The sequence below is a fragment of the Tenacibaculum sp. SM2510 genome, from assembly GCF_057002845.1.
Genome location: NZ_CP192703.1, coordinates 2,136,551 through 2,161,165, shown reverse-complemented (window position 1 = coordinate 2,161,165; position 24,615 = coordinate 2,136,551). Strand labels below are relative to the sequence as shown.

Below are 24,615 nucleotides of genomic sequence, written 5' to 3'. Positions count from 1 at the left end.
GATTTTAATTGATTGTTCTAATTTAGGGAAATTACTCTTCCAATGCAAATGCAATAGGAAAACCATATTTTACAGAGGTACGACCTCCGTCTTTTTTCGCAGGTATGAATTGTGGTAATTTTGAAACCACTCTTACTGCCTCTCTATTTAAAACTCCTCCGTTTTTAGGTCCTAACGTTTTAATATTCTTAACTTCTCCGTTTTTATCAATTACAAAACGAACCCATACCTCCCCTTGGATAGATTCCTTAATTGCTGTACTAGGGTATCTAAAGTGCTTAGATATATGATTAACCATTTGCTCATTGAAACAGTCTACTCTTTCACCTTTTTTAGCTTTTTTACAAGCGTTAAATAATGGAATTTTATCAACGGCACTAAACTTTTCCGCTTTTTTTAATTCCTCTGCAGACATCTTGTTTTTAATATCTTCGATGTTATTTTTCAATGATGATGTGGTAGCGCTTATAACTGCTATTTTTTCAGTTGTTTTTTCAACATTAGCAATACTTAAACTCCCAAGACCAGCTGCTTTTTGCTTTTCAATAGGTGCTCTTTTTTTAAGATATCTTCTACTTGCTGATACCTTTACCGAAATTTGTCTTGTTTTTTTATTTGTCTTGTCTTTCTCTTTAATAGTACATTTAGTTATACTTATACTATTTAAATCTAAGTCTGCTTCATCAGGTGTTTCACAAACTTCTTGTGACATAATGCTTATAGGAAAAGCACAAATCAATATTAATATTAATAATTTTTTCATTAAATTGGGGTATTACAGTCTAAACCAAACACTTAAACGAAATATACGTATAAGCTGAATTAGCCTACAAATATATTTATTTATTTTTATAAATAAATGTTAAAATGTAAAAAACAGGAAAAACCCTATGTAATTTTATGAATGTCTATTTTAATTTAAAGTGAAACTCATTGGAAAGCTATATGAAACAGCAGTTTTACGCCCTTTGTGTTCGCCTGGAACAAATTGAGGCAATAAAGACACAATTCTTCTTGCTTCTTGTTTTAAAATTTCACTATTATTAGTACCGCTTACATCCATATTACTTACCTTACCGTTAGTATCAATAGTAAAACGAATTTCAAAATCACCCTCAAGTCCTTTTTTCAAGGCCTTTTTAGGGTAAATAAAATTATTAACTATATGTTTTTGCATTTCGTAATTAAAACAGTCAACACTATCTAAATCACTTTCTTCGCAAGACAGGAATGATGGTATTTTTTCTACCACATCAAAAGGCACTCCTTCTGTTCTTTTTTTATTTAATAAAACCAACAACAATTCTTTGTCTACCTGATTAACAGTCGCTGTATTTAAAACAGAATTAGCTTCTAAATTACTTGCAGCAAAAACCATCTTATTTAAATATACACGTTTTTTTAAATATCTTTTTCGTGATATTAAAATATCTTTAGAAGTATTTTTTTGAGTTTTATCTTCCGATATAACACATTTGCTATTATCTAGAGTGTTAACATCAATATATAACTGCTCTTTAGGAGCACATATTTCTTGACAGAGAACTTGTTGCATTCCAAAAACAAACAATGCTATTATAGTTAGATTTTTCATTACATTTCTTTTTAGGGGATCAGTGATAATAATTCTATATTTAAAATATAGAATACCATCAAACTGAATTGATTAAAATATTAAATAAGAATATGTAGTTGAAACTTTACTTTGAATAGTATTATCAAAAGAAAATTTTGATAATTTGCCGTGGGTAGGTGTATTATTTTTCATTTTTAGGGGGGTAAAATGTTAAAAATATTATTATTTTTTTTCGCTAAGCGAATATAAATATAATAAAAAAAGAGCATTAATGAAAATATTAATGCTCTTTTTTATCTAAAATCAACCTATACCTTATTGCAAATCATCTTGGTATAAAAAATTATTGTAAGGAAAACGTTGAATATGGATCTTTTTTACCTCTTCATAAACTGTTTCCTTAAAGTCTTCTAAATTATCTTTATTTAGAGCAGATATAAAAAGATTCTCTTTACCCAAATCATTCATCCAAGTTTTTTTCCAATCGTCAAGTGTGTAATGAATCTTTGATTTCTCAGTAATTAAATCATCTTCTTCGATTGTATCATGGGTATAAGCATCAATCTTATTAAAAACCATAAGGACTGGCTTATTTGAACAACCTATCTCGTCTAAAATTTTATTTACAGATGCTATATGATCTTCAAAATTTGGGTGACAAATATCTACGACATGTAATAACAAGTCTGATTCACGAACCTCGTCTAAAGTAGATTTAAATGACTCTACTAATTGTGTTGGTAATTTTCTAATAAACCCAACAGTATCGGTCATTAAAAAAGGAATGTTTTTTATTACAACCTTTCTCACCGTGGTATCTAGAGTTGCAAATAGTTTGTTTTCTGCAAAAACATCACTTTTACTAATTACATTCATTAATGTTGACTTACCAACATTCGTATAACCAACCAATGATATACGTACCATTTTACCTCTGTTTTTTCTCTGAACTGCCATTTGCCTATCAATGGTTGCCAATTTTTTCTTTAACAAAGTAATCTTCTCTCTAATGATACGGCGATCTGTTTCAATTTCTGTTTCACCAGGCCCACGCATACCAATTCCACCTTTTTGTTTATCAAGGTGTGTCCAAAGTCTTGTTAATCGAGGTAATAAATATTGACATTGTGCCAATTCTACTTGTGCTTTCGCAGAACTGGTTTGAGCTCTTCCTGCAAAAATATCAAGAATTAAATTTGTTCTATCTAATACTTTACAATCTAATTCGTTTTCTATATTCCTTAATTGCGCAGGTGATAGTTCATCATCGAAAATTGCGGTACCTATACCGTTAGACTCAATATATGCTCTTACCTCTTCTAATTTACCGGTTCCTAAAAATGTTTTAGGATTGGGCTTCTCCATCTTTTGCACAAAGCGTTTTACGGCAACACCTCCTGCTGTTAAAGTTAAAAATTCTAACTCGTCTAAATATTCATCAGACTGTTTTTCGTTTTGATGCTGGGTTATAATACCAATTAAAACCGCTTTTTCTGATATTGCTTCACGTGTTTCTACCATAGATTGCAAAAGTACAAATTTATCAAGTTAGGAAATCTAAATTGTCTTTGTTACTTTTTGGTTTTTATTATAAAGAGTTGCTTTTCTTAGGCCTTGCGCTATTTGCATCCTAAAACCTATTACTCATAATGTAATGTATTAAGAGTAATACTTACAAAATGATTTACTGCGCCTATTAATACCTTTGAAGTGAATTTTTAAGATACTATTTTTGTGTTTGTAACTCAATTAAACCCTACAATTTTACATTTACTTTTTTTATATAATAATACGCATCATTGCAAAAGCGTTATTCTTGTAGCTGGTAAAAACCATCATTTAGCACGTAACATTATAAATTTCATAAAGTTATTACATTATTGCTACACTAACGTTAGCCCTAAATTATAGCTTTAAGACCTCTAGAACTATAGTCATTATTACTAATTATTTATAGTTCTTTTATATTAAAAAGCTAGGCTGTATTTATTGAAGCATTAAAACGAAGGCATAAAAAAACACTCGCCTTTCTTAAAGCGAGTGTTTTTCTTCAAAACTAAATTCTTTTTAATGATTTATTGCATAACCTGCTGCTTTACCAAACTCGGCTAATTGATCTAAAATGTTTTTGAAAAAGTTTTGAACCCCCTTAAATAATTGTTTTTTCATAATTGTAGTTTTTAATTTCCCCACTACAAATATACGAACATATAAAAGCGAAAAAAACCTAAAAACCTAACAATGTGTAGATTACACATTATCATGTATAGTTGGTAATTTCTTTTCCTTTTTTCACAATAACCTCACGGTAATCATGCGAAAAAATTAAATAAACAACTTAAAAACAACATATTATGAAGTAAATAAAGACATCTTAAGAAGAATATTTAAAAACATATAGTGAATTAACTAGCTACAAAATTTTAATAAAATCATTAAAGGCTATATAATATGGCTTGTCTTTAAATACTGGCAACTCTACGCTTTCTGAATTAGCAATACCAATACCTGCAAACCAAACTTTTGCATTTTGCTTTTTGGCATGTTCTTTAAATGTTTCCATCCACAAGACATCGTATTCTTCTGGCGTTTGAATATTATTTGTCGTTTTTACTAAAACGAAAATGGTAGGTTCACCTTTTTTAAATAAAACAAACTGTGGGTGTTTTTTGAGTTCGCTATTAATAGCGACAAACTCATAACCCTTTTCTTGCAGTTTTTTACCTACAATATTCATACCTAAATTATGAAATTCTTGCTTTGTAAGTGCCTGCATTATTTTCTTTTGCGTCGTAAATTAAAGTTTTTATCTCCTTTGGTCTTAGGTTTCTTATATTTTTTTGCAATTTCTCTACGATAAGATCCTCCTTGATTTGTTTTGCTATTCTTTTCACTCTTTTCGTGAAAAGCAGGACCAGGAACATACTCTAAAGAAGTTCTATTTTTATCACGCTCTCCTTCCTCCTTAGGGCGTTCTTCTTCTGTTAGTTGCTTGGTAATTTCAACTTGTTCAGGAATTTCAGATTTCGGAATAACATAATTCATTAATTCCTCAATTCTTAGTTTTGCTTCTTGCTCATCTTTTGTTGAGAAAAGAATTGTTTTCCCTTCATGTTCTGCACGACCAGTACGACCAATTCTGTGCATATAATTTTCTGGAAAATGTGGTGTATTAAAGTTTATTACGTGTGTAACCTCTTCTAAATCTAATCCACGAGCAATAACATCAGTAGCGATTAAAATCCGCTTTTCACCATTATTAAATTGTTCTATAGAACGCATACGGTAGTTTTGCGTTTTATTTGAGTGAATTACACAAGATTCTGAAGGAAATTCTTCTTTTACACATTCAAATAATCGATCTGCATTCCTTTTATTTGGCGCAAAAACTAGTACTTTACTATACTCTTCTTTATTAGATAGTAACTCGTTTAATAAATTAACTTTTGTATAAAAGTTAGGCACATCGTAACTGATTTGCTGAATATTATCTAACGGGGTTCCACTTACTGCTATGAAAATCTTTTTAGGAGCTGTAAAAAAATCATCAATCAATGCCTCTACATCCTCTGTCATTGTTGCCGAAAACATAATATTTTGACGACGCTCTGGTAATAAATCAAAAATATTTAATAGTTGAAATCTAAATCCTAAATCTAGCATTACATCAACTTCATCAATCACTAATTTCTGAATTGATTTAAGCTTTAGTATTTTACTTACTGCTAAATCATACAAACGTCCAGGAGTTGCTACAATAACATCTGCACCTTGCGCAACGGCTTCCTTGTGTCTGTTTAAAGGAATTCCTCCAAAGACACCAACGGTATGTAAGCTCATAAATTCTGAAAGCTTTTCAATTTCGCTAACCACCTGCACTACTAATTCACGTGTTGGTACAACAACTAAAACTCTAGGGTGTACTTGCTTCGAAAATTTTAAATCGCGAAGTATAGGTAACATATAGGCAAACGTTTTACCAGTACCTGTTTGTGCAATACCCACAACGTCTTTACCAGATCTTATAATCGGAAAAGCTTCTTCTTGAATTGGTGTTGGGTTAACAAAACCTAATTCTTCTATTGAATTTCTTAGTGGATTTGATAAATCTAAATCTTGAAAAGTAATCATTTACAGTAATTTGCCGCAAAGGTACGCTTTCTATACTCAAAAACCATAAGTATATTACTTTGACAAAATATGTAAAATATCATCTTATCATTATTAAGGAAATAAACTGGCATAAAAGTTATAAAAAGCAAAAAACCGATACATTGCTGTATCGGTTTTTATGTATTATATAGTCATCGCTAATAAAGTAAAATAATCTATTTTTTATTGAAAAGATTACTTCGTCATACTTCCTCGTAATGACATTGAGTTTTTAGCCTCCAAAGTCATCAAAACGGATATTCTCATCAGCAAGACCAAAATCTTCTCCCATTTTCTGAACAGCATTGTTCATTAATGGTGGACCACAGAAATACAATTCTAAGTCTTCTGGTGCTTCATGATGGTTTAAGTAATTTTCTATTACACAATTGTGAATAAATCCTACAAATCCATCTCCAGCTTCATCACTGATATCTTTTTTCACTTTCCAATTATCTGCTTCTGTTGGATCAGATAATGCGATGTAAAACTTAAAGTTCGGGAAATCTTTTTCTAATGCTCTAAAGTGTTCTATATAGAATAATTCAGCCTTAGAACGACCACCGTACCAATATGTTACTGTTCTTCCTGTTTTTAATGTTCTGAATAAATGATATAAGTGTGAACGCATTGGCGCCATACCTGCTCCACCACCTACATATAACATTTCTGCTTCAGATTCATTAATAAAGAATTCACCATAAGGTCCAGAAATAGTACACTTATCACCCTTCTTTAAGTTAAAAATATAAGAAGAGGCAACTCCTGGATTTACATCCATCCATCCACCTTTTACTCTATCGAATGGTGGTGTTGCAATACGTACATTTAACATAATTTCTCTCCCTTCGGCAGGATAAGAAGCCATAGAATATGCTCTTTCTACAGTTTCTGTATTTTTCATTACCAATGGTCTTAAACCAAATTTATCCCATTCAGCTTCAAACTTATCTGGTGTATCATGCTCTTCTGGATGCGCAGTAATATCCATATCAGCATACTTTATTTCACAGTTTGGAATTTCAATTTGAATATAACCACCTGCTTTGTAGCCCATATCTTCAGGGATTTCAACTACAAATTCTTTAATAAATGTTGCTACGTTATAGTTTCTTACAACTACTGCTTCCCATTTCTTAATTCCGAAAATTTCTTCTGGAATAGAAATATCCATGTCTTGTTTTACTTTTACCTGACAAGATAAACGTACTCCACTGGCTAATTCTTTACGTGTAAAGTGTGGTGTTTCTGTTGGTAAAGCTTCACCTCCACCAGAATTTACGTGACATTCACACTGCACACATGATCCACCTCCACCACAAGCTGATGGTAAGAAAATTTTCTCTGCCCCTAAAGTAGATAACAACGTACCTCCTGATGCAACTTCGATTATCTTATCGCCGTTAATTGTAATTTTTACGGGTCCTGATGGTGCTAGTTTTTGTTTTACAAATAATAACAATCCTACTAAAATTAATAAGATTATTAAAAAAGATATCACTGTTACAGCTACTGTACCTCCTGTACTTACTTCTAAAAATACCATTATTCTATAATTTTTTTAGGGTTATCAGCTAATTTTTCAGCTTCTTCTTTTTCTGCTACTACCTTCTTTGTTGTTTTGTTCTCGACTGCGCTCGAACTGACAACTGATGTTTTAGGCGCTTCCTCTTTCTTTGCTTCATCATCACCTCCTGTTAACATACCTCCAAAGCTCATGAATCCGATTGCCATTAAACCTGTAATGATAAAAGTTATTCCTAATCCTCTTAAAGCTGGTGGTACAGATGAATATCTAATTTTTTCACGAATTGCTGCAATGGCAACAATTGCTAAAAACCATCCGATTCCTGAACCAATACCATAGGTTAATGATAAACCTAAAGTAGGAATTTCACGAGATTGCATAAATAATGACCCTCCTAAAATTGCACAGTTTACTGCAATTAATGGTAAGAAAATACCTAAAGAGTTATACAATGCTGGTGCAAACTTCTCTACAATAATTTCTACTAATTGTACCATGGTTGCAATAGTTGCAATAAACATGATAAATGATAAGAAACTTAAATCGTAATCTGCATATTCTTCTCCTAACCAAGTTAATGCTCCTGGTTGTAATAAATATTGATCTAATAACCAGTTGATAGGTACTGTTACAGCTAATACAAAAATAACGGCAGCCCCTAAACCTACGGCTGTTGCTACTTTTTTAGATACTGCTAGGTAAGAACACATTCCTAAGAAGGTTGCAAATACCATATTATCAATAAATATCGACTTGAAAAATAATTCTAAATGTTCCATTTTTCTATATTTTTAATGATTCCTAACGGTGTTAGTCTTCAATTAATGCTTTGTTTTTACTACGCTGTATCCAAATAATAATACCCACAACAATTAATGCCATTGGTGATAATAACATGAATCCGTTGTTTTCATATCCGAAAGCATACAATCCTGTTAATTCAATTGGATCTCCTAATACTTTAAATCCTAATAAAGTACCAGAACCTAACAACTCTCTAAAGAAACCAACAGCTATTAAAATAGCACCGTAACCTAAAGCATTACCTATTCCGTCTAAGAAAGCTCTCCATGGTCCGTTTCCTAAAGCAAAAGCCTCAAAACGCCCCATAATAATACAGTTGGTAATAATTAACCCTACAAATACCGATAGTGTTTTACTTAACTCGTAAGCAAATGCTTTTAATACTTGATCAACAATAATTACTAAAGCAGCAACTACGATTAACTGTACGATAATTCTAATTTTTGATGGAATGATGTTTCTCATTAAAGAGATTACTACGTTTCCTATACCTAATACAAATAATACAGAAACAGCCATTACTATAGAAGCTTTAAGCTCTGCTGTAATTGCTAATGCTGAACAGATACCTAATACTTGAATCGTAATTGGGTTGTTATCCAATAACGGATCTGTAATTAATACTGCGTCTTTTTTTGATAAAAGTCCCATATTTATTTCAATGTTTTAAAGTAAGGCACGTATAAACCTAATTCAGATTTAATCATTGCTGCAACACCATCACCTGTAATGGTTGCTCCTGCAATTGCATCTACCTCGTTATCATTTTTATCTTCGTTCTTCGGGTCATTATTTGATTTAGAAACTGTGATTCCTTTAAAAGAACCATTGTTCATTAAATCTTCTCCAATGAAATCATCCATAAAATAGCGTTGCTTAATATTTGCTCCTAAACCTGGCGTTTCTCCTTTATGATCGAAAAAAGCACCCTGAACTACCATGTTTTCATCCATTGCAACGTATGCCCAAATAGCATCCCATAATCCTTTACCTCTAATTGGTGCGATATAAAACGCTTTACCGTCTTTTTCGCCAACAAATAATGGTAATTTTCTTACTTTTCCTGCTTTTGCAGCTGTTTGTTGCTTTTTTACATCAATTAAATACGCTTCAGCATCTTCAGTAGTTTTATCACCTTCGATAACTAATTGCTTTTTGATATATTTTGAAAACTCACCTGCTACTTTGTCTTTTGCTACAAAAACGGCACTGCTCTCATCATTGTCATTTACACCCATTGCATACAAAATATTTTGTTGCTTTTCGATACGCTTATTAGCATCTATCATTGGCCGAAGCGATGAAGCTGTAAAAGCTAACAACGCACCTACTATTAATACCATACCTATGGCAAAAAGTAGCGTATATCCATTACTGTCTGTTTTCTTACTCATAATTAGGCAGTTTTAACTTTAGCACGTTTTAATCTTCTCTTTACATTTCCTTGAACCACATAATGGTCGATTGTTGGAGCAAAAACGTTCATTAATAAAATAGCTAACATTACTCCTTCTGGATACGCTGGATTGAATACACGAATCATAATCGAAATAAAACCGATAAAGAAACCGTAAATCCATTTTCCTTTGTTGGTTTGCGATGCTGATACCGGATCAGTTGCCATATAAACGGCACCAAAAGCAAAACCTCCAATTAATAAATGTTTCCAAAAATCTAAGCTCATTAATCCGTAAAACTTACTTGTTTCACCAATCCATCCTAAATCAACTACTTGATTAAAGATGAATCCCATTACTAAGGCTCCGATCACTGCAGATAACATAATTCTCCAGCTACCTATCTTTGCAAAGATTAAGAAAAGCCCTCCTAATAAAATTAATAATGTTGATGTTTCGCCTACTGATCCCGGAATAAATCCGAAGAACATATCAGAAACTGAATGTGTTAATGGTTGTGATTGCGCTAAGCTTCCTAAAACTGTTTCACCAGAAATAGCATCAGCAGTTCCTGCCAATTCTCTTGCGCCTTCTACCCATACTTTATCTCCCGACATCCAAGTTGGATATGCGAAGAATAAAAATGCACGTATAGTTAATGCTGGGTTTAAGATATTCATCCCTGTACCACCAAAAACTTCTTTACCGATTACTACACCGAAAATTACGGCTACACTTAGCATCCATAAAGGTAAATCGATTGGTACAATTAACGGTACTAGCATACCTGTTACTAAGTATCCTTCTTCTACTTCGTGGCCTTTGATTACTGCGAAAACAAATTCAACAGCTAAACCAACCACATACGATACAATTACTAATGGTAAAATTTTAACTAAACCGATTAAGAAATTATCCATATTCCAGAAATCTCCACTAAAGAAAGACATTCCTTCTGTAAATCCGTTAATAGCAGCGTTATGTTGATAACCTGCATTGAACATCCCGAAGATTAAACATGGTACTAATGCCATAATAACTATGTTCATTGTACGTTTTAAATCATCGGCCGCCTTTATATGAGTTCCTCCGTGAGTCGTCTCATTAGGTAAATATAAAAAGGTGTGGATTGCGTTAAACGCAGGTGCCATCTTAGTACCTTTATATTTTTCTTTTAAATTATGTAAGTTTTGTTTTAAGCCCATATCTTATCCTAGTTCTTCTCTCATTAAATCTAATCCTTCACGAATTATCTTCTGGTGAGGTTGTTTAGATACACAAATAAATTCTGTTAAAGCGAAATCTTCTGGTGCAACTTCGTAAGCTCCTAATCCTTCCATTTCGTCAAGATCTTTGTACATACTCGCTTTTAATAATTGCATCGGATAGATATCTAACGGAAACACTTCTTCATACGATCCTGTAACCACAAATGCTCTGTGCTCACCGTTTGTATTCGTATTTAAGTCGTATTTTTTCTTTGGTGTTAACCAAGAGAACGTAAATGCTCTAGAAGTAGAAACCTTATCAAAAACTGGCTTATTCCAACCAAATAATTCATAATCGTCTCCTTCAGGGATTGCAGTTACTATATTTTCGTAGTACCCTAAATATCCTTCTTCGCCAACCTGCGTTCCGCTTAACACGTTACCGCTAATTACACGCGCGTTATCAGCATCTAAATTTCCTTTTACCAAATCAACAATACTTGCTCCTGCCAGGGCAGTAACGTATTGTGGCTTGTTAAATTTAGCTCCTGCTAAAGCAATTGTACGCTTTGCGTTAAACTTACCTGTTAACAATAATTCACCGATTACCACTAAATCTTGCGGAGTAACCACCCACACAACTTCTCCTTTATTAATAGGATTAATTTGTGCTATCTGAGTACTTACATTACCAACAGGATGCGGACCAGAAACCTTGTGCAATTCAACTCCTTTCATCTCTTTAAACGGAGATAACATTGAGTCTTTTGCAACTGAAACATGTACTTTACCTGCCGTTAACTTTGTTAACGCAGTTAAAGCAGCTTGTAATTCAGCTTCTTTACCTTTTAATGCATAATCATAATCTGCTGCCAGAGGTGCACTTGCATAAGCAGATACAAAAATTGCTTTTGGTGCTTGATTCGGATTTGCAACAACATCGTAAGGACGTTGCTTTACAAATGGCCAACAACCTGAAGCAAATAAGTGATTTTTCACTTCTTCACCAGACATTGCATCAATATCTTTTTTACCAAAATCTTTGTATTGCTGCTGTGCATCAGCAGTGATTTTAAATGCTAAAACTTTTCTTCTGTCTCCACGAACGATTTCTGTAACTTTACCACTTACCGGACTAGGAAATAAAATACGCTCGTCACTTTTTGAATAAAAAAGTGCTTCACCTGCTTTTACTTCGGTACCTTCTTTTGCTAAAATCTTTGGAATAACGCCATGAAAATCGCTAGGCTTAATTGCAAACACGCTACCCAACGAAAGTTCAGTAGTGATTTGCTCTGCGTCGCCAACGAGCTTGATGTCCAAGCCTTTCTTAATACGGATGTCTTTTGACATAGGAACTGATTAAATTGATTTTCTAAAAACACGCAAATTTACAGATTTTCATTTTTTCGGGTAAGTATTTACATTTTTATCTTTTCGATAGCTCATTATTTATATCTGTTCTAAATAAATTTTTATCTTTGGTCTACATTTTGATACCTTTGCATTTATGATGAAACATCTTATAATCTTCCTATTTAGCACATTATGCATAACTGTAAATGCGCAGAACATAAAAACAATTCAATTACAACCCAAGCACAATACAAATCAATATTCGGCAATTGTAAAGCTAGGAGAGGTATTGGAACTGTCTTTTGATGATTTAGATGCCGACAACAAAGAATACAAGTATAAAATTGAGCATATGACACATGATTGGAAACCAAGCAATTTAACTTCTAATCAGTATATAAACGGATTTAATGAGAACGAAATCATTAATATATCTAACTCTTTTAACACCCTACAACCTTACACACATTATTCGGTTGATATACCGAATCAGAATACCGTTATTACAAAAAGTGGTAACTATTTACTTTCTGTTTTAAATGATGATTATGAAGTAGTGTTTTCGAGACGCTGCATTTTTTATGAAGATATTACTACTGTTGGCGTGGCAGTTTTTAGAAGTAGAGATACCAAGCACAACATACAAAAACAAACAGTTCAATTCTCTATAAATCATCCGGGATTGGTAATTAACAATCCAAACCAAGAAATTAATGTTTCATTACTTCAAAACCATAATTGGGCAACCATTATTAACAATATTCAACCTCAATTTATAAAACCTCAACAATTATTATACAACCACACTCTTAAAACAGATTTTTGGGGAGGAAATGAATTTTTAAATTTTGATAGTAAACACATACGAAGCACAAGTTTAAACATTGCAAAAACCGAAAGAAAAAAAATCTATCACAGTTATTTATATACTGATGAACAAAGAGTTGATAAAATTTACACTTACAATCCTGATATTAACGGACAGTTTGTTGTTCGAACTTTAGAAGCAAATGACGCGAATACTGAAGCTGACTACTCAATGCTTCATTTTTCTTTAGATGCTTTTGAGCCTTTCGATAATAAAGAAGTATTTGTATACGGCGCTTATAACAACTACAAACTATCAGATGAAAACAAAATGAAATACAATGCTGTTGACGAAAGATATTACGCCGAAATTAAATTTAAACAAGGATTTTATAATTACAGTTATGCTACCTTAGATAAAAATAATAGGCTTGATTTAAATGAAGTAGATGGCTCTTTTTATCAAACTGAAAATAAATATACTGTAATCGTTTATTACAAACCTTTTGGCGGAATTTACGACAGAGTTGTAGGTGTAGGAAACGGCTACTTAAATCAAAACAAGTAATTTACTTTTAAAATAATTGACTGAAAACCGAAAAAAGTTTATATTTATACAATGTTTCAACAAATAACAAAAGGCATAAAAATATCTATCAAGACCACATTTAATGGTCTAATTTACCGTGGACATCAACAATATTATTCTTTTAGCTATTATGTTTTTATTGAAAACAACTCAAAAGATACTGTAAAACTCTTAGAACGTTTCTGGACAATTTTTGACTCCCTTAACGGCACCGAATATGTAGAGGGCGAAGGTGTTATTGGAGAAACTCCTATTCTTAAACCTAATGAAACCTACAACTACCGATCTAACTGTTTTTTACTTTCTACAGTAGGCGCCATGAAAGGAAACTATAAAATGATTAACCCAGATACTTTAGAAGAATTCTTGGTAACCATACCAACATTTCAATTAACTACTATCCCTACTTTAAACTAATGGCCAAGAAAACCAATGTTGCAATTATAAGAGAACCTAATTGCTTAAATTGCGGATACCCATTTTGTCAAAATGAGAAATTCTGCCCAGAATGTGGCCAAAAAAATAAAGGTAAAAAAATTACATTAGCTAGTTTTATTCGCGAAGTGTTTGCGGGTTTCTTTTCTTGGGATGCTAAATTTTGGAGAACATTAATTCCTCTTTTAATAAAACCTGGGAAAATATCTAAAGATTATATTAATGGAAAAAGAGATAGATACTCAAATCCTTTTCGGTTTTATTTAACCGTTTCTATTTTGTTTTTTTTAATTATAGGAATTACTGAAAGCTATGATAAATTTAACGAATTACAAGACGGTAACATTTCAAAAAATACTACATCACAAATAAAATTTGATAAAAACGGTATAAAAGTTCTAGAAGTAGATTTAGACTCTATTCAAAAAAAAATATTTGAAGAAATTGACAAGCAAGATTCAGTAAAAATTAATTTAATTACGCAAAAAATTGATTCCTTAAAAATTGGTGGAAACTCGAAGCATTCCTTACTAAATATTGGGTTTGACAATTCTAATGGACTTTCAAAAATTATTGAATTTCAAAAAAAACATCCAGAAATTTACATCAACAATGCGCTGGATAGTTTACAAATGAAAAAAACCTTTACCAACAGGTTTCTCTACTCACGTACTGAGGTTTTAAATTCTTTTATATCAAAAAGAGGAGAAACTGAAAAATTTTATCGCCAATTATTATCCTATGCATCAATAGCTCTTTTTATCTTGCTACCGCTTTTTACACTGTTTTTACGAATAGTTTACATCCGAAGAAAGTTTACATATGTAGAACATTTGGTTTTTGTTTTTCATACTCAAACTGTCTTCTTTTTACTTTTCTCTGTATTTTATTTAATCGGTTATTTTAAAGATGCCGAATTTTTACTGGCTATTTTCTTATTACTATTTACCATCTATTTATTTATGGCAATGAAGAAATTTTATGGCCAAGGTTATCTTAAAACCTTTATGAAGTACCTAATGGCAAATTTTGTATTTTTTATGCTCGCTTTACTAGGTTCCTTTATAATTTCGTTTATTGCTTTTGCATTGTATTAAATTATTTTAATAGTTGATATAAAAGAGATTGTGGTGTATCCTTTAAATCAACCCTTAGCACTACTTTGTTTTCATTTGTCACAGCCACTTTAACTTTTTTTATTAAAGTTAGATATTTATGAGGAATTGAATAAGAGTTTTCTTGAACCTTTATGTATTTTTCTATATCAAAAAAAAGAAAAAATTTGTTCTTTTGACTTATTTCGAAATCATCAATAACTGGATTTTTTGAAGACAAAAACAAGCTGTTTTTGCGCCTACTACTATAGGTTTTAAAAAAGGGATTCATGACTAGCAAGCTATCGCCATTTATGTTTTTGATAGCTCCTTTAGAACATAAGTAATCTGCAAAAATACCACCTCCTAACCTTAGGCTCACATCAGGAATTATGTTGCTTTTAATTATTGTTTTTTCAACTTTATTAAAATCATCATCATACTCATAAGTTGTTATAGTGTCGTTTTTACTAATGAAAGACTCTAAATTAACCTGAAGCTCCCCATTCCAATATTTTTTAATCGCCTCTAATGATAAGTTCGTTGCCTTTTTAAACTTATCTTTTTGGTCCTTATTCACAAAACTAAATAACAGTTGCTTATTAATTTTTCCCGAAATAAATGCCGTGGAATTAGTCTTATTCCCAGCTTTGTAAGGCAAAAAAGGATTATACTTCTTACCTAATTCACCATTTATCTGTAACTTTTTACTGCCGATACCAAGTTCAAAAAAATCATCTTTTTTTGTTGCTATAGCAATAAGTTGATTGCTATTTATTAATTTACAAAGCGCATTATCTTTTTCTGTTAGATATGTTCTTGCTTGAAAAACAAAGTTTAATTTCTCTTCAATTTTAATTGTTTTACCAAAACTAAATAGCATACTTAACTCATCATTTTTTACAACATAAACACTGTTTTTACGCGTAAAATAGTCAATATCGTTTATATTTTTTTTAATAAATTTCTCTTGTTTAAAAAACGCTTGTAAGTTGTCTTTGTTTTTTATTTTAACAGCACTACTAATCCATGTATTTTTTAAATTACTATGATTTGTATAAAAAAAGAGATTTGCAGGAATTACCACTTCATCAAGTAAAGAAAATTCACTTTCAGTATTTGTTGATTTTTTAATTGTTTTGTTTGTCGATTTAAAAAACGAAAAAGGGTGCTTTATAGCATCTTTTATTATGTTGTATTCAATTTCTCTTAAATTAAAACGAACAACTGCATCTGCGGAAACTGGCACTACATTTACAATATTTACGGCTGGGTTATACCTAAAATACCCAACCGTAAATAGTATACCAAGTATAATTAAAACAATATATACTACCTTTTTAATCATCTGTTTACTTAGCTACATCATTAATCAACTTTAATAATAACTTCAGGGTGTTTTCTTCTTTCCCTTTTGTATTCAATTGTAATTCAGAAGACATTTTCCCTCGTTTTATTCTTGAAACTTTAAATTGAACATCATTAATGTTTTCATTAGAAAAGCTTGCCATTTTTCTTTCATCTCTACCAAACATTTTTTTAGGTAAATTATCAATCAAAGCATTTACATTTAAATACAGCGCACTTGAATTTCTTTTAATCAATTTACTAAACTTAGACCCTTTATAGCTAACTCTTCCTGCCTCTATATTTACAGCTCTTGTTTTTGATGTGGTTATATATAAAACCTCATTTTTAATTACTGAATATAAGTTAAATGGTAACTCTCCTTTCTTGCTAACAAATTCAAAAACATTATTAGTTGTATTTACAACCTTATGTTTTTGTCCTAATCTAAACATTTTATTCAATAACTCTTTTTCTTCTGACCCAATCATTAGTGTAAAATCAGGTACTAATGTTTTTTTCGTTTTAGATACTGCTTTACGTTTATAATCTTCATCATACTCATAAGTCGTATAAGTAACATCCTTTTCAGCAAAATCATTTAAGACAAACAATGCATCTCCTGTTACTAATTTAGCAATCGCTTTTTCATCTATTACCAATGATAACATATCACCAACTACATCTATCTCTTCCTTAAATTTCGGTAACATTCCACCATACATGCTACTAATCATATCTGGATATTGTACAAGTAACTGTTCAGTATTCATTGAAACACTCCAAAAAGCGATCGCTTTATTATGATCAAAACTATTTATTAAAGTGCTATTCATTTTTTTATTATAAATCTTTTTAAAAGATTTTTCCATATCTCCACTAATTGACATGTCTAACAAAATTCTTGCATTGTTTTTTTCAAAAAACAGACTAGCGGCAACCTCTTCAATACCATAAATATTAGCCCCTTTTTGAGGCATTAAATAAGACATCGTTGAATACATACCTTTTCCTAAAGAACCAATAAGGTCAGACATTAACATTCCGTAATTACGAATCCAAAGTGTCGCAGAAGCACCTTTCTTTTTTCCTTGTTGAAAACTTGAATTAGCAGCAATAGAATTAGAAGAATGATTCTTTAATATTGAAAAAGCCTTCTTCTTAGTCCATAATTCATAAAACCTTCTTCTTAAAGTATAATTAGATTCATTTTCTTTTTTAAGTGCATCGAAACGTTTTTCATGCTCCTTAAAATAAGCATCAGACTTACTCCCGTTAACAATCAAAAGAAGTTCATCATTCCAGATTTTTATGTCTCTATACCCTTCTATATAATTATATCCTTTTTCTCTTTTTATTATTTTAAAATTGCTTTTATTCAGCGTAGACTCAAACAATTTTTTATCATTAAGTTCTACTAAAACAGTATGATATGAAATACTATCTGTTTTCTGAAAAAAGTAATATGCATTTGATTTTATATTAACTCCAGCCTTGCTTACCGAAGTTATTTTGTTATCTCTTCTTCTGTTAACGTTCTTTAATATTTCTTTTCCCAGCATATTATTATCTATGTCAGAAACATCTATTAGCTCAAACAAGTTATCTGCATTTGCAACAATAACAACATCTGCGTTGTTCGGTATTTTATTTTCTAATTTCTGGGCTTGTAAAACAACAAAAGTGTTTACTAGTAATAGCGTAGCAATAATCTTTTTCATGGTGATTTTAATTATTAAATTGGATTTTATTTTTTATTGTTTGTTTGTTTGTTACAATATCTTGCGCTTTCACTCGTAACATCACTGCTTTTTTGTTTTTTGATATTTTGGCTAGTTGATTTGTACAAGATTTCACTGGAACCTCAAAACGATACACCCCTGTATAAGTTGCAGTTTCAAAAACCTTGCGGTCTGAAATTTTTGTGCTTTGAAATTTTTTACCAATATTAAAGTGATGGCTACGAATAAATGTCTTATTCATTTTATCATACACAAAATGTTTATCCTTTTTCATCGCTAAAGCATCCTCTTTAGAGCTAAAGGTAGACAAGACAGTATTAAGGGCATCCGCAGTATCAAAATCACAAGAAACAACAACAATAAACTCCTCAAAGTTCAAACTGTTTTTCACATTATGAATACCTTTAGTTGTTTTTATTTTATTAACAATTTCTGATACTTTATTTTTAATCGTTGTTCTTGATGGTATCTTATAACCATTAATGCTATCTAACAATAATATTGATGCTATTTTAGTTTTACTTTTACTAAAGTTTATTGTTAACGTAGCGGTTCCTGAACCGTCTTTATTGAAAGATATTTCTTCAACAAATTCAAAACAACTTGTAAATAAAAGGAGGGAAATTATTGAGAAGAACAATAAACGTTTTCTAAGCATAACTTTTTTATGCAATAATAGCAAAAATACTTTGTTCGATTATCCCTATATCTAGCCATAAATCAATGGTAAGACACCATTGGTCTATAGTCCATAACTACTTCATTTTCATTTTTAAAAACTGAAGTAACACTTACAGTTTCTACCTGAAGACGTTTCATTTTTAATGAAATTTCTTTATTCCCTTTCGTTTCATCTTCATGAAATGCTATTATTTTTTCTTTTGGAAGAAAACTAGGATTCTCAAGTACCCACTCAGAAAACCAATTACGTCGTAATTGCTTCATATGCTGAGTATATAATGTTGATGACGACCATATTTTTGGTGTACTATCTAATTTCTGAAAATGCTTTTTTTCTCCATCCCAAACCAATTCATAAGCAGTTAAGTTGTTGTTCCAATCAACTAAAACAATCGTAAAAGGCTCTATTCCTTCAAAATTAAAATCAGTTATAATTTCAACTGGATTATCAACCTTTAATAGTTGTTTTACGATTACACCTCTACTTAACCTATAACTATCTGCTCGTTTATGCTTTTTAAAACCACCATTTAGCAAACAAATTAATCGCTTTTTATCAGATAAGCCAATCCACGTTCCCCCAGCAAGTTCATCTTTTGGATATGTTAATTTTACTCCCTCTTCATCATATTCTTTTGGGGCAATCGTTTTTCTTTTTGGGTCTTCGTCTCTATTTGATGTTAGTATAAAATCCTGACCACCTAAAGGCAAATAAGTTACCGTACACATATTGTATTATTTTTTGATAAATGAGATATAAAAACAACTTAGTAATTCTTAAAATAAATGCTAACTTTGTTCCTTATAACAATTATAGCTTTTTTGATTAAAGCAACAACATAATCATTGCAAATTAATAGCATTAGATTTTGTTTATTCGTTTTTAATTAAAAATATTTTTTTAAACATACAAACAACATACTAAAATGACAAGAGGATTTTTTAATGTTCCAAAAGCAGTAAACGAACCTGTAAAAGGGTATGCTCCTGGATCTCCAGAAAGAGAAGAATTATTAGCAACATACAAATCGATGTTTAACAGTAACCTTGATGTGCCTATGTACATTAACGGAGAAGAAGTTAGAACCGGTAATACAAAAAACATCACACCACCACATGATCACAAACATGTAGTTGGTCAATATCATACCGCAGATAAATCGCATGTAGATACTGCTATTTCAACTGCATTAGCTGCAAGAGAAGCATGGTCTAACGTTAGTTGGATGGAAAGAGCTTCTATTTTCTTAAAGGCTGCTGAATTATTAGCAGGACCTTATAGAGCTAGAATGAATGCTGCAACAATGATTGCACAATCTAAAAACGTATTTCAAGCAGAAATTGATGCTGCTTGTGAAATGATTGATTTCTTCCGTTTTAACGTAGAATATATGACTGATATTTTTAAAGATCAGCCAACATCTTCACCAGGAGTTTGGAACAGAGTTGAATACAGACCTTTAGAAGGTTTTATCTATGCAATTTCTCCTTTTAACTTTACTTCTATTGCTGCAAACCTACCAGCATCAGCTGCCTTAATGGGTAACGTTGTTGTTTGGAAACCATCTGATCATCAAGCATATTCTGCACAAGTAATTGTAGATTTATTTAAAGAAGCTGGTTTACCTGATGGTGTAATTAACGTAGTTTACGGAGATCCTGTTATGATTTCTGATACTGTTTTAGCGTCTCCAGATTTCTCTGGATTACACTTTACAGGATCTACACATGTTTTTAAAGAATTATGGAAACAAATTGGTAACAATATTCATACCTATAAAACATACCCAAGAATTGTTGGAGAAACTGGCGGAAAAGATTTCATTTGGGTTCACAACTCTTCTAACCCATTACAAGTTGCAACAGCAATGACAAGAGGTGCTTTCGAATACCAAGGTCAAAAATGTTCTGCCGCTTCTCGTTCTTACATTCCTGCTTCACTTTGGCCAGAAGTTAAAAAACATTTAACGGCACAAGTAGGTGAATTAAAAATGGGTTCTCCAGAAGATACCTCTAACTTTGTAAATGCAGTTATTCACGAAGGTTCTTTTGATAAAATTGCAAGCTATATAGATGCAGCTAAAACTGATAAAGATGCAGAAGTTATTATTGGTGGAAACCATGATAAATCTGTAGGTTACTTTATAGAGCCAACTGTAATCGTTACTACATCGCCTAAATATGCAACTATGCATACAGAGTTATTTGGCCCTGTAATGACAGTTTATGTATACGAAGATGCTGAGTGGGAAGCTTCATTAAAATTAGTTGATGAAACTTCTGAATACGCATTAACGGGTGCTATCTTTTCTACAGATAGATATATTGTTGAAAAAGCATCTAAAGCTTTAGAAAACGCTGCAGGAAACTTTTACATTAACGACAAGCCTTCGGGTGCAGTTGTTGGTCAACAACCATTTGGTGGCGCAAGAGCTTCAGGTACAAATGACAAAGCAGGTTCTGCACAAAACTTATTACGCTGGACATCTGTTCGTTTAATAAAAGAAACATTAGTATCGCCTACAGATTATAAATACCCTTTCTTAGGATAAGAGTAATCTTTTAAACCTATAGCAAAAAGCAACCTCAATTGAGGTTGCTTTTTTAGTTTTTAATTCATTTTTCAATCACCTTACTTTTCGTATTAAACAAGGCATGTGCATTTAATTTAAGCAAAACAGAAACCCTTTAAAAACTCATTACGAAACACTCCACTTAAAAAGAACATATATTTTAATTAATATGGCCAATTTCTTTGTTGCCAATTTTTTGATTGCTTTTTTAACTGATCTAAATTTGTTTTTTTTTGAGTATAACATTCTAAATCATACTCCTTAATTTGGTAAATCATTTGTTCGTAATTTTTCATTAACCTGTTTAAATACCTTACATTTATTATTGGCCTTGGTGGATTAAAAGAAAGTATCCATTTTATTTTATCTTCAATATTATTAATAGCAATGGTGCACACCTCATTTCCTTTTTCTTTTTTATTAGAACGGTAATATAACTTACCTAAAGAAAATGCAAATTCATTAAAAGGTATTGTTTTATTTGGTATTAATTTAACAGAAAAATCAATAGTTTTAACTGCTTTTAGCGTATCTTTTTCTTCTAATAAAGCCTGGGCTAAAAAATAAAAATTACGCCTTAAAACTTGCTTTGAAATATTACTATTCTCATCATTTATTTTAGAATCAATCGCATTTAACTTTGTAAAAGGAGATGTTAAAATCATATTTTTATATGACAATTCAGTATCAACAATTTTTGAATTCTCTGCAAGGCCTACTCTTTTTAAAGGGAGTAATTGATGATACATGCCCTTAATGACTAGGTAAGGTGAAAGCCCTGCTTTATGATTGTTGTTTCCCGTTTCTGTAAACAAAATTGGTCTATCATTTATATTATTTCCTATAATATCTAATAAAATAATATCTTTTTTGGCGTAAGCTTGTTTAGAAAACACCCATTTAATAGTATCTAACTCAACAGCTTTAAACCTATTTACAGTATACCTTGGTTTTACTGGCATTAAAAATTTATTCGTAGGAATCGTATAATACTCTTTCCCTTTCCATATTGTTTTACTCAAAGAACTATTAAAAAAAGTGGCTATATTTTTTATATTCAAATACTTCTCTGTTTGTTTTTTATAGGTAATTATTTCATTTTTTTTAGACTTGGTAAACTCGTCTGATACCTTTAAATGAAGAGGGGCTGATTTATTGGTTTTTGTTTTAAGTTTAGCAACGTACCAATCTAATGCTAACTGATCGTAATTTACAACCCTAACGTCTGTTCTAAATTTCTCCACCTCTTGTAAATACCACAATGGAAACGTTAAATTATCTCCATTGGTAATTAACACAGCCTGCTTAGGGCAATCTTTTAAATATGCTTTTCCTAACTCGAGGGCAAAAACATCTTTAGCTCTATTGTGGTTATCAAAACCTTTCACTAAAAATTGAAATGGAACAACAAAAAAACATAATATTACTGCCGCCAAAACACTTATTTTATAAGTTGTTATTTTTTTAAATAAATTACACACTCCAATGACTGATAGACCAATCCAAACAGAAAAAAACAAGAATGATCCTATTACAATATAATCTCTTTCTCGTATTAAAATACTTTTAGGAACCGGGTTCGTATATATAATTATACCAACACCAAAAGTTATAAATAACGCTATCGTTGTATAAAAATAAACTTTGTTTTTACGTAAAAAAAACAAGCCCCATAGACCCAATAAAAAAGGTAAAAAATAGTAATTATCATTACTATTAATCGTTTTATAAAATACAGGGGTAATACTTTCATCACCAATAACATGCTTATCTATAGAATTAAACCCTGACTTCCAATTTCCATGAATTATATTCCCAGCACCTCTTAAATTATTCTGGCTTCCAATAAAATTTTTAAAAAAATATCTTAAATACAGCCAGTTTATTTGATAACTAACAAAAAAAGACATATTTTCATTAAGTGTAGGTTTGTTTATCGTAATAAATTTATTACCTATTTTAGCTTGAGTAGGCTCTCCTTTTATCGTAGTCCATGTTTTATACCCTTCTATATTAATAGCACTTTGATGGTGCATTCTTGGAAAAAATAATTTAAAATTTTCATTATAATTCTCTATACTGTAGTTGCCATCATCAATACTCTCATAATTTTTAAAGCTTTCGTTATAAGCATACTTAACAGGCCCATTTAAAAAAGGAATTTCATTATTTAGAGGAGCGTTAAAAGCATGCCCGTTAATTAACGGAATGTTATTAACCCCAAATTGTTCTGCATTAATATAGCTTTGAAGTGCTAACGGCGTTTTTACAACGGTTGCTGTTGGTGTTTTTATTTGCGACCTAACAATACTAGTTATATAAGTTGAACTTCCTATTAAAAATAATACCAAACTAATACATAAACAATGCAACTTTATGTAGTTATTTTTTTGACTACTATAAGCTGTATATAAAAGTAATAATATGATAGCTACAAAACCCAAAAGAGCCCCAAGGTTAACAGGGAAATGAAGGCTATTTACGGTAAAGAAATCTATTTTAAAAACCATGAAAATTATCCCTTTAAAAAAAACAGTAAACAAAAGAACAAACACCAAAATTCCTGCTACTAAAGCCATAGAAACATACCGTAAAGTAAAACCTATTTTTTTATGAAAATAAAGTAGTGTTAACGGAAAAACAATGGCGATATTTATTAAATGTACTCCTACAGAAATACCTAAAAATAAAAAGATTAAAAATAAAAATTGTGTTTCTTTATTTCGATCTACTGCTTCATGCCACTTTAAGGATAGCCAAAAAATAAAGATTAGTAAAAAATAAGAAAGGGTATAAACTTCTGTTTCTGTTGAAACCCTCCAAAAACTACTACAAAAAGCAAAAGACAGAGAACCTATAATAGCTGGCAGTATCGAGAGCTCTTTATTTTGTGGTGAATTGGTAATTTTATCCGCTATAAAATAAATAACATTAAAAAGGTATTTAACTGTTAAGGCTCCAAAAGTAGCAGCCATCAAATTTGTTATATAAGCCGCATTTACATTGTTAAAAAAACCTGTTACAATAGCATTTACTAGAGTGTAAAAAGGTGCACCTGGAGCATGTGTATTTTGTAAAGTAAAACTAGAAATAACAAATTCAGAACTGTCCCAAAAAGTAATACTTTTAGGCAAACATATCAGATAAACAACTAATGATAAACAACTAATTAACCAGCTGTATTTTGTTTCTATTGTTAGTTTTTTCATAAAAAATAAAGGGGTAACTTTTTGTAATTTTACTTAACCATTGGCAAGTAACAAAAAAATATGAATTAATACATATTTTGTTTCACTAACTAAACTTTAAAAACACCTTTAATTATT

20 protein-coding genes are annotated in these 24,615 nt (G+C 31.1%); 4 read left to right on the top strand and 16 right to left on the bottom strand.

Annotation, left to right across the window (positions count from 1 at the left end; genetic code table 11):
- Window positions 1–31: 31 nt before the first annotated feature.
- From ACQ629_RS09685 to ACQ629_RS09635, 11 genes are all read right to left on the bottom strand, one after another.
- Window positions 32–763, bottom strand: coding sequence for an energy transducer TonB (locus ACQ629_RS09685; RefSeq protein WP_483704514.1), 732 nt, complete (start codon window positions 761–763; stop codon window positions 32–34).
- A 150-nt stretch (window positions 764–913) separates the two neighbouring features.
- Window positions 914–1,594, bottom strand: coding sequence for an energy transducer TonB (locus ACQ629_RS09680; RefSeq protein ID WP_483704512.1), 681 nt, complete (start codon window positions 1,592–1,594; stop codon window positions 914–916).
- A gap of 297 nt (window positions 1,595–1,891) precedes the next feature.
- Window positions 1,892–3,097 (bottom strand): GTPase HflX, encoded by a 1,206-nt coding sequence (hflX, locus tag ACQ629_RS09675; protein WP_483704510.1) that lies wholly within the window; start codon window positions 3,095–3,097, stop codon window positions 1,892–1,894.
- Between the two features lie 892 nt (window positions 3,098–3,989).
- Window positions 3,990–4,352: a Na(+)-translocating NADH-quinone reductase subunit F gene (locus ACQ629_RS09670; protein ID WP_483704508.1), complete on the bottom strand. Its 363-nt coding sequence runs from the start codon at window positions 4,350–4,352 to the stop codon at window positions 3,990–3,992.
- Window positions 4,352–5,704 carry a DEAD/DEAH box helicase gene (locus ACQ629_RS09665; protein WP_483707197.1) on the bottom strand — a complete coding sequence of 451 codons (1,353 nt, stop codon included), beginning with the start codon at window positions 5,702–5,704 and terminating at the stop codon, window positions 4,352–4,354. Before ACQ629_RS09665 ends, ACQ629_RS09670 begins: the two co-directional genes overlap by 1 nt.
- Before the next feature lie 256 nt (window positions 5,705–5,960).
- Window positions 5,961–7,274, bottom strand: coding sequence for an NADH:ubiquinone reductase (Na(+)-transporting) subunit F (gene nqrF / locus ACQ629_RS09660; protein WP_483704506.1), 1,314 nt, complete (start codon window positions 7,272–7,274; stop codon window positions 5,961–5,963).
- On the bottom strand, window positions 7,274–8,035 hold the full coding sequence (gene nqrE, locus ACQ629_RS09655) for an NADH:ubiquinone reductase (Na(+)-transporting) subunit E (RefSeq protein WP_483704504.1): 762 nt from the start codon (window positions 8,033–8,035) through the stop codon (window positions 7,274–7,276). Before nqrE ends, nqrF begins: the two co-directional genes overlap by 1 nt.
- A 31-nt stretch (window positions 8,036–8,066) precedes the next feature.
- On the bottom strand, window positions 8,067–8,711 hold the full coding sequence (locus tag ACQ629_RS09650) for an NADH:ubiquinone reductase (Na(+)-transporting) subunit D (RefSeq protein WP_483704502.1): 645 nt from the start codon (window positions 8,709–8,711) through the stop codon (window positions 8,067–8,069).
- Window positions 8,712–8,713: 2 nt separating this feature from the next.
- The gene (locus ACQ629_RS09645) at window positions 8,714–9,454 is read right to left on the bottom strand and encodes a Na(+)-translocating NADH-quinone reductase subunit C (protein WP_483704500.1); all 741 of its coding nucleotides are present in this window, start codon (window positions 9,452–9,454) and stop codon (window positions 8,714–8,716) included.
- 2 nt (window positions 9,455–9,456) lie between these two features.
- Complete coding sequence (locus ACQ629_RS09640; RefSeq protein WP_483704498.1) at window positions 9,457–10,662, bottom strand: NADH:ubiquinone reductase (Na(+)-transporting) subunit B; 1,206 nt, start codon at window positions 10,660–10,662, stop codon at window positions 9,457–9,459.
- Window positions 10,663–10,665: 3 nt separating this feature from the next.
- Complete coding sequence (locus tag ACQ629_RS09635) at window positions 10,666–12,018, bottom strand: Na(+)-translocating NADH-quinone reductase subunit A (RefSeq protein WP_483704496.1); 1,353 nt, start codon at window positions 12,016–12,018, stop codon at window positions 10,666–10,668.
- Window positions 12,019–12,178: 160 nt separating this feature from the next.
- Between ACQ629_RS09635 and ACQ629_RS09630 the strand changes: the two genes are divergently transcribed.
- From ACQ629_RS09630 to ACQ629_RS09620, 3 genes are read left to right on the top strand one after another with little or no spacing between them, the layout of a single operon-like run.
- Complete coding sequence (locus tag ACQ629_RS09630; protein WP_483704494.1) at window positions 12,179–13,396, top strand: type IX secretion system plug protein; 1,218 nt, start codon at window positions 12,179–12,181, stop codon at window positions 13,394–13,396.
- A gap of 51 nt (window positions 13,397–13,447) precedes the next feature.
- The gene (gene apaG, locus ACQ629_RS09625; RefSeq protein ID WP_483704492.1) at window positions 13,448–13,834 is read left to right on the top strand and encodes a Co2+/Mg2+ efflux protein ApaG; all 387 of its coding nucleotides are present in this window, start codon (window positions 13,448–13,450) and stop codon (window positions 13,832–13,834) included.
- Window positions 13,834–14,949: a DUF3667 domain-containing protein gene (locus tag ACQ629_RS09620; RefSeq protein WP_483704490.1), complete on the top strand. Its 1,116-nt coding sequence runs from the start codon at window positions 13,834–13,836 to the stop codon at window positions 14,947–14,949. Before apaG ends, ACQ629_RS09620 begins: the two co-directional genes overlap by 1 nt.
- Before the next feature lies 1 nt (window position 14,950).
- On the opposite strand, the gene ACQ629_RS09615 is transcribed toward ACQ629_RS09620, so the two are convergent.
- The 4 genes from ACQ629_RS09615 to ACQ629_RS09600 form a co-directional block, all read right to left on the bottom strand.
- Entirely contained in the window at window positions 14,951–16,033 is a 1,083-nt protein-coding gene (locus tag ACQ629_RS09615) for a hypothetical protein (protein WP_483704488.1), read from the bottom strand.
- A 265-nt stretch (window positions 16,034–16,298) separates the two neighbouring features.
- A complete protein-coding gene (locus ACQ629_RS09610) occupies window positions 16,299–18,014 on the bottom strand; it encodes a hypothetical protein (RefSeq protein WP_483704486.1) in 1,716 nt (571 codons plus the stop codon).
- A 7-nt stretch (window positions 18,015–18,021) separates the two neighbouring features.
- On the bottom strand, window positions 18,022–18,693 hold the full coding sequence (locus ACQ629_RS09605) for a hypothetical protein (RefSeq protein WP_483704484.1): 672 nt from the start codon (window positions 18,691–18,693) through the stop codon (window positions 18,022–18,024).
- Between the two features lie 62 nt (window positions 18,694–18,755).
- Window positions 18,756–19,445 (bottom strand): NRDE family protein, encoded by a 690-nt coding sequence (locus tag ACQ629_RS09600; protein ID WP_483704482.1) that lies wholly within the window; start codon window positions 19,443–19,445, stop codon window positions 18,756–18,758.
- A 197-nt stretch (window positions 19,446–19,642) separates the two neighbouring features.
- On the opposite strand from ACQ629_RS09600, the gene pruA reads away from it, so the two are divergent.
- Window positions 19,643–21,268, top strand: a complete 1,626-nt coding sequence (gene pruA / locus ACQ629_RS09595; RefSeq protein WP_483704480.1) for an L-glutamate gamma-semialdehyde dehydrogenase — start codon at window positions 19,643–19,645, stop codon at window positions 21,266–21,268.
- A 185-nt stretch (window positions 21,269–21,453) separates the two neighbouring features.
- Here the strand turns inward: pruA and ACQ629_RS09590 are convergent, their stop codons facing one another.
- Window positions 21,454–24,498: a glycosyltransferase family 117 protein gene (locus tag ACQ629_RS09590; RefSeq protein ID WP_483704478.1), complete on the bottom strand. Its 3,045-nt coding sequence runs from the start codon at window positions 24,496–24,498 to the stop codon at window positions 21,454–21,456.
- Window positions 24,499–24,615 lie beyond the last annotated feature (117 nt).

Coding starts and splice junctions, on each gene's coding strand:
- ACQ629_RS09650 (WP_483704502.1), bottom strand. CDS start 8,711: ATGGGACTTTTATCAAAAAAAGACGCAGTATTAATTACAGATCCGTTA.
- apaG (WP_483704492.1), top strand. CDS start 13,448: ATGTTTCAACAAATAACAAAAGGCATAAAAATATCTATCAAGACCACA.
- ACQ629_RS09590 (WP_483704478.1), bottom strand. CDS start 24,498: ATGAAAAAACTAACAATAGAAACAAAATACAGCTGGTTAATTAGTTGT.
- ACQ629_RS09640 (WP_483704498.1), bottom strand. CDS start 10,662: ATGGGCTTAAAACAAAACTTACATAATTTAAAAGAAAAATATAAAGGT.
- pruA (WP_483704480.1), top strand. CDS start 19,643: ATGACAAGAGGATTTTTTAATGTTCCAAAAGCAGTAAACGAACCTGTA.
- nqrF (WP_483704506.1), bottom strand. CDS start 7,274: ATGGTATTTTTAGAAGTAAGTACAGGAGGTACAGTAGCTGTAACAGTG.
- ACQ629_RS09685 (WP_483704514.1), bottom strand. CDS start 763: ATGAAAAAATTATTAATATTAATATTGATTTGTGCTTTTCCTATAAGC.
- ACQ629_RS09680 (WP_483704512.1), bottom strand. CDS start 1,594: ATGAAAAATCTAACTATAATAGCATTGTTTGTTTTTGGAATGCAACAA.
- ACQ629_RS09620 (WP_483704490.1), top strand. CDS start 13,834: ATGGCCAAGAAAACCAATGTTGCAATTATAAGAGAACCTAATTGCTTA.
- ACQ629_RS09600 (WP_483704482.1), bottom strand. CDS start 19,445: ATGTGTACGGTAACTTATTTGCCTTTAGGTGGTCAGGATTTTATACTA.
- ACQ629_RS09630 (WP_483704494.1), top strand. CDS start 12,179: ATGAAACATCTTATAATCTTCCTATTTAGCACATTATGCATAACTGTA.
- hflX (WP_483704510.1), bottom strand. CDS start 3,097: ATGGTAGAAACACGTGAAGCAATATCAGAAAAAGCGGTTTTAATTGGT.
- ACQ629_RS09670 (WP_483704508.1), bottom strand. CDS start 4,352: ATGCAGGCACTTACAAAGCAAGAATTTCATAATTTAGGTATGAATATT.
- nqrE (WP_483704504.1), bottom strand. CDS start 8,035: ATGGAACATTTAGAATTATTTTTCAAGTCGATATTTATTGATAATATG.
- ACQ629_RS09605 (WP_483704484.1), bottom strand. CDS start 18,693: ATGCTTAGAAAACGTTTATTGTTCTTCTCAATAATTTCCCTCCTTTTA.
- ACQ629_RS09645 (WP_483704500.1), bottom strand. CDS start 9,454: ATGAGTAAGAAAACAGACAGTAATGGATATACGCTACTTTTTGCCATA.
- ACQ629_RS09635 (WP_483704496.1), bottom strand. CDS start 12,018: ATGTCAAAAGACATCCGTATTAAGAAAGGCTTGGACATCAAGCTCGTT.
- ACQ629_RS09610 (WP_483704486.1), bottom strand. CDS start 18,014: ATGAAAAAGATTATTGCTACGCTATTACTAGTAAACACTTTTGTTGTT.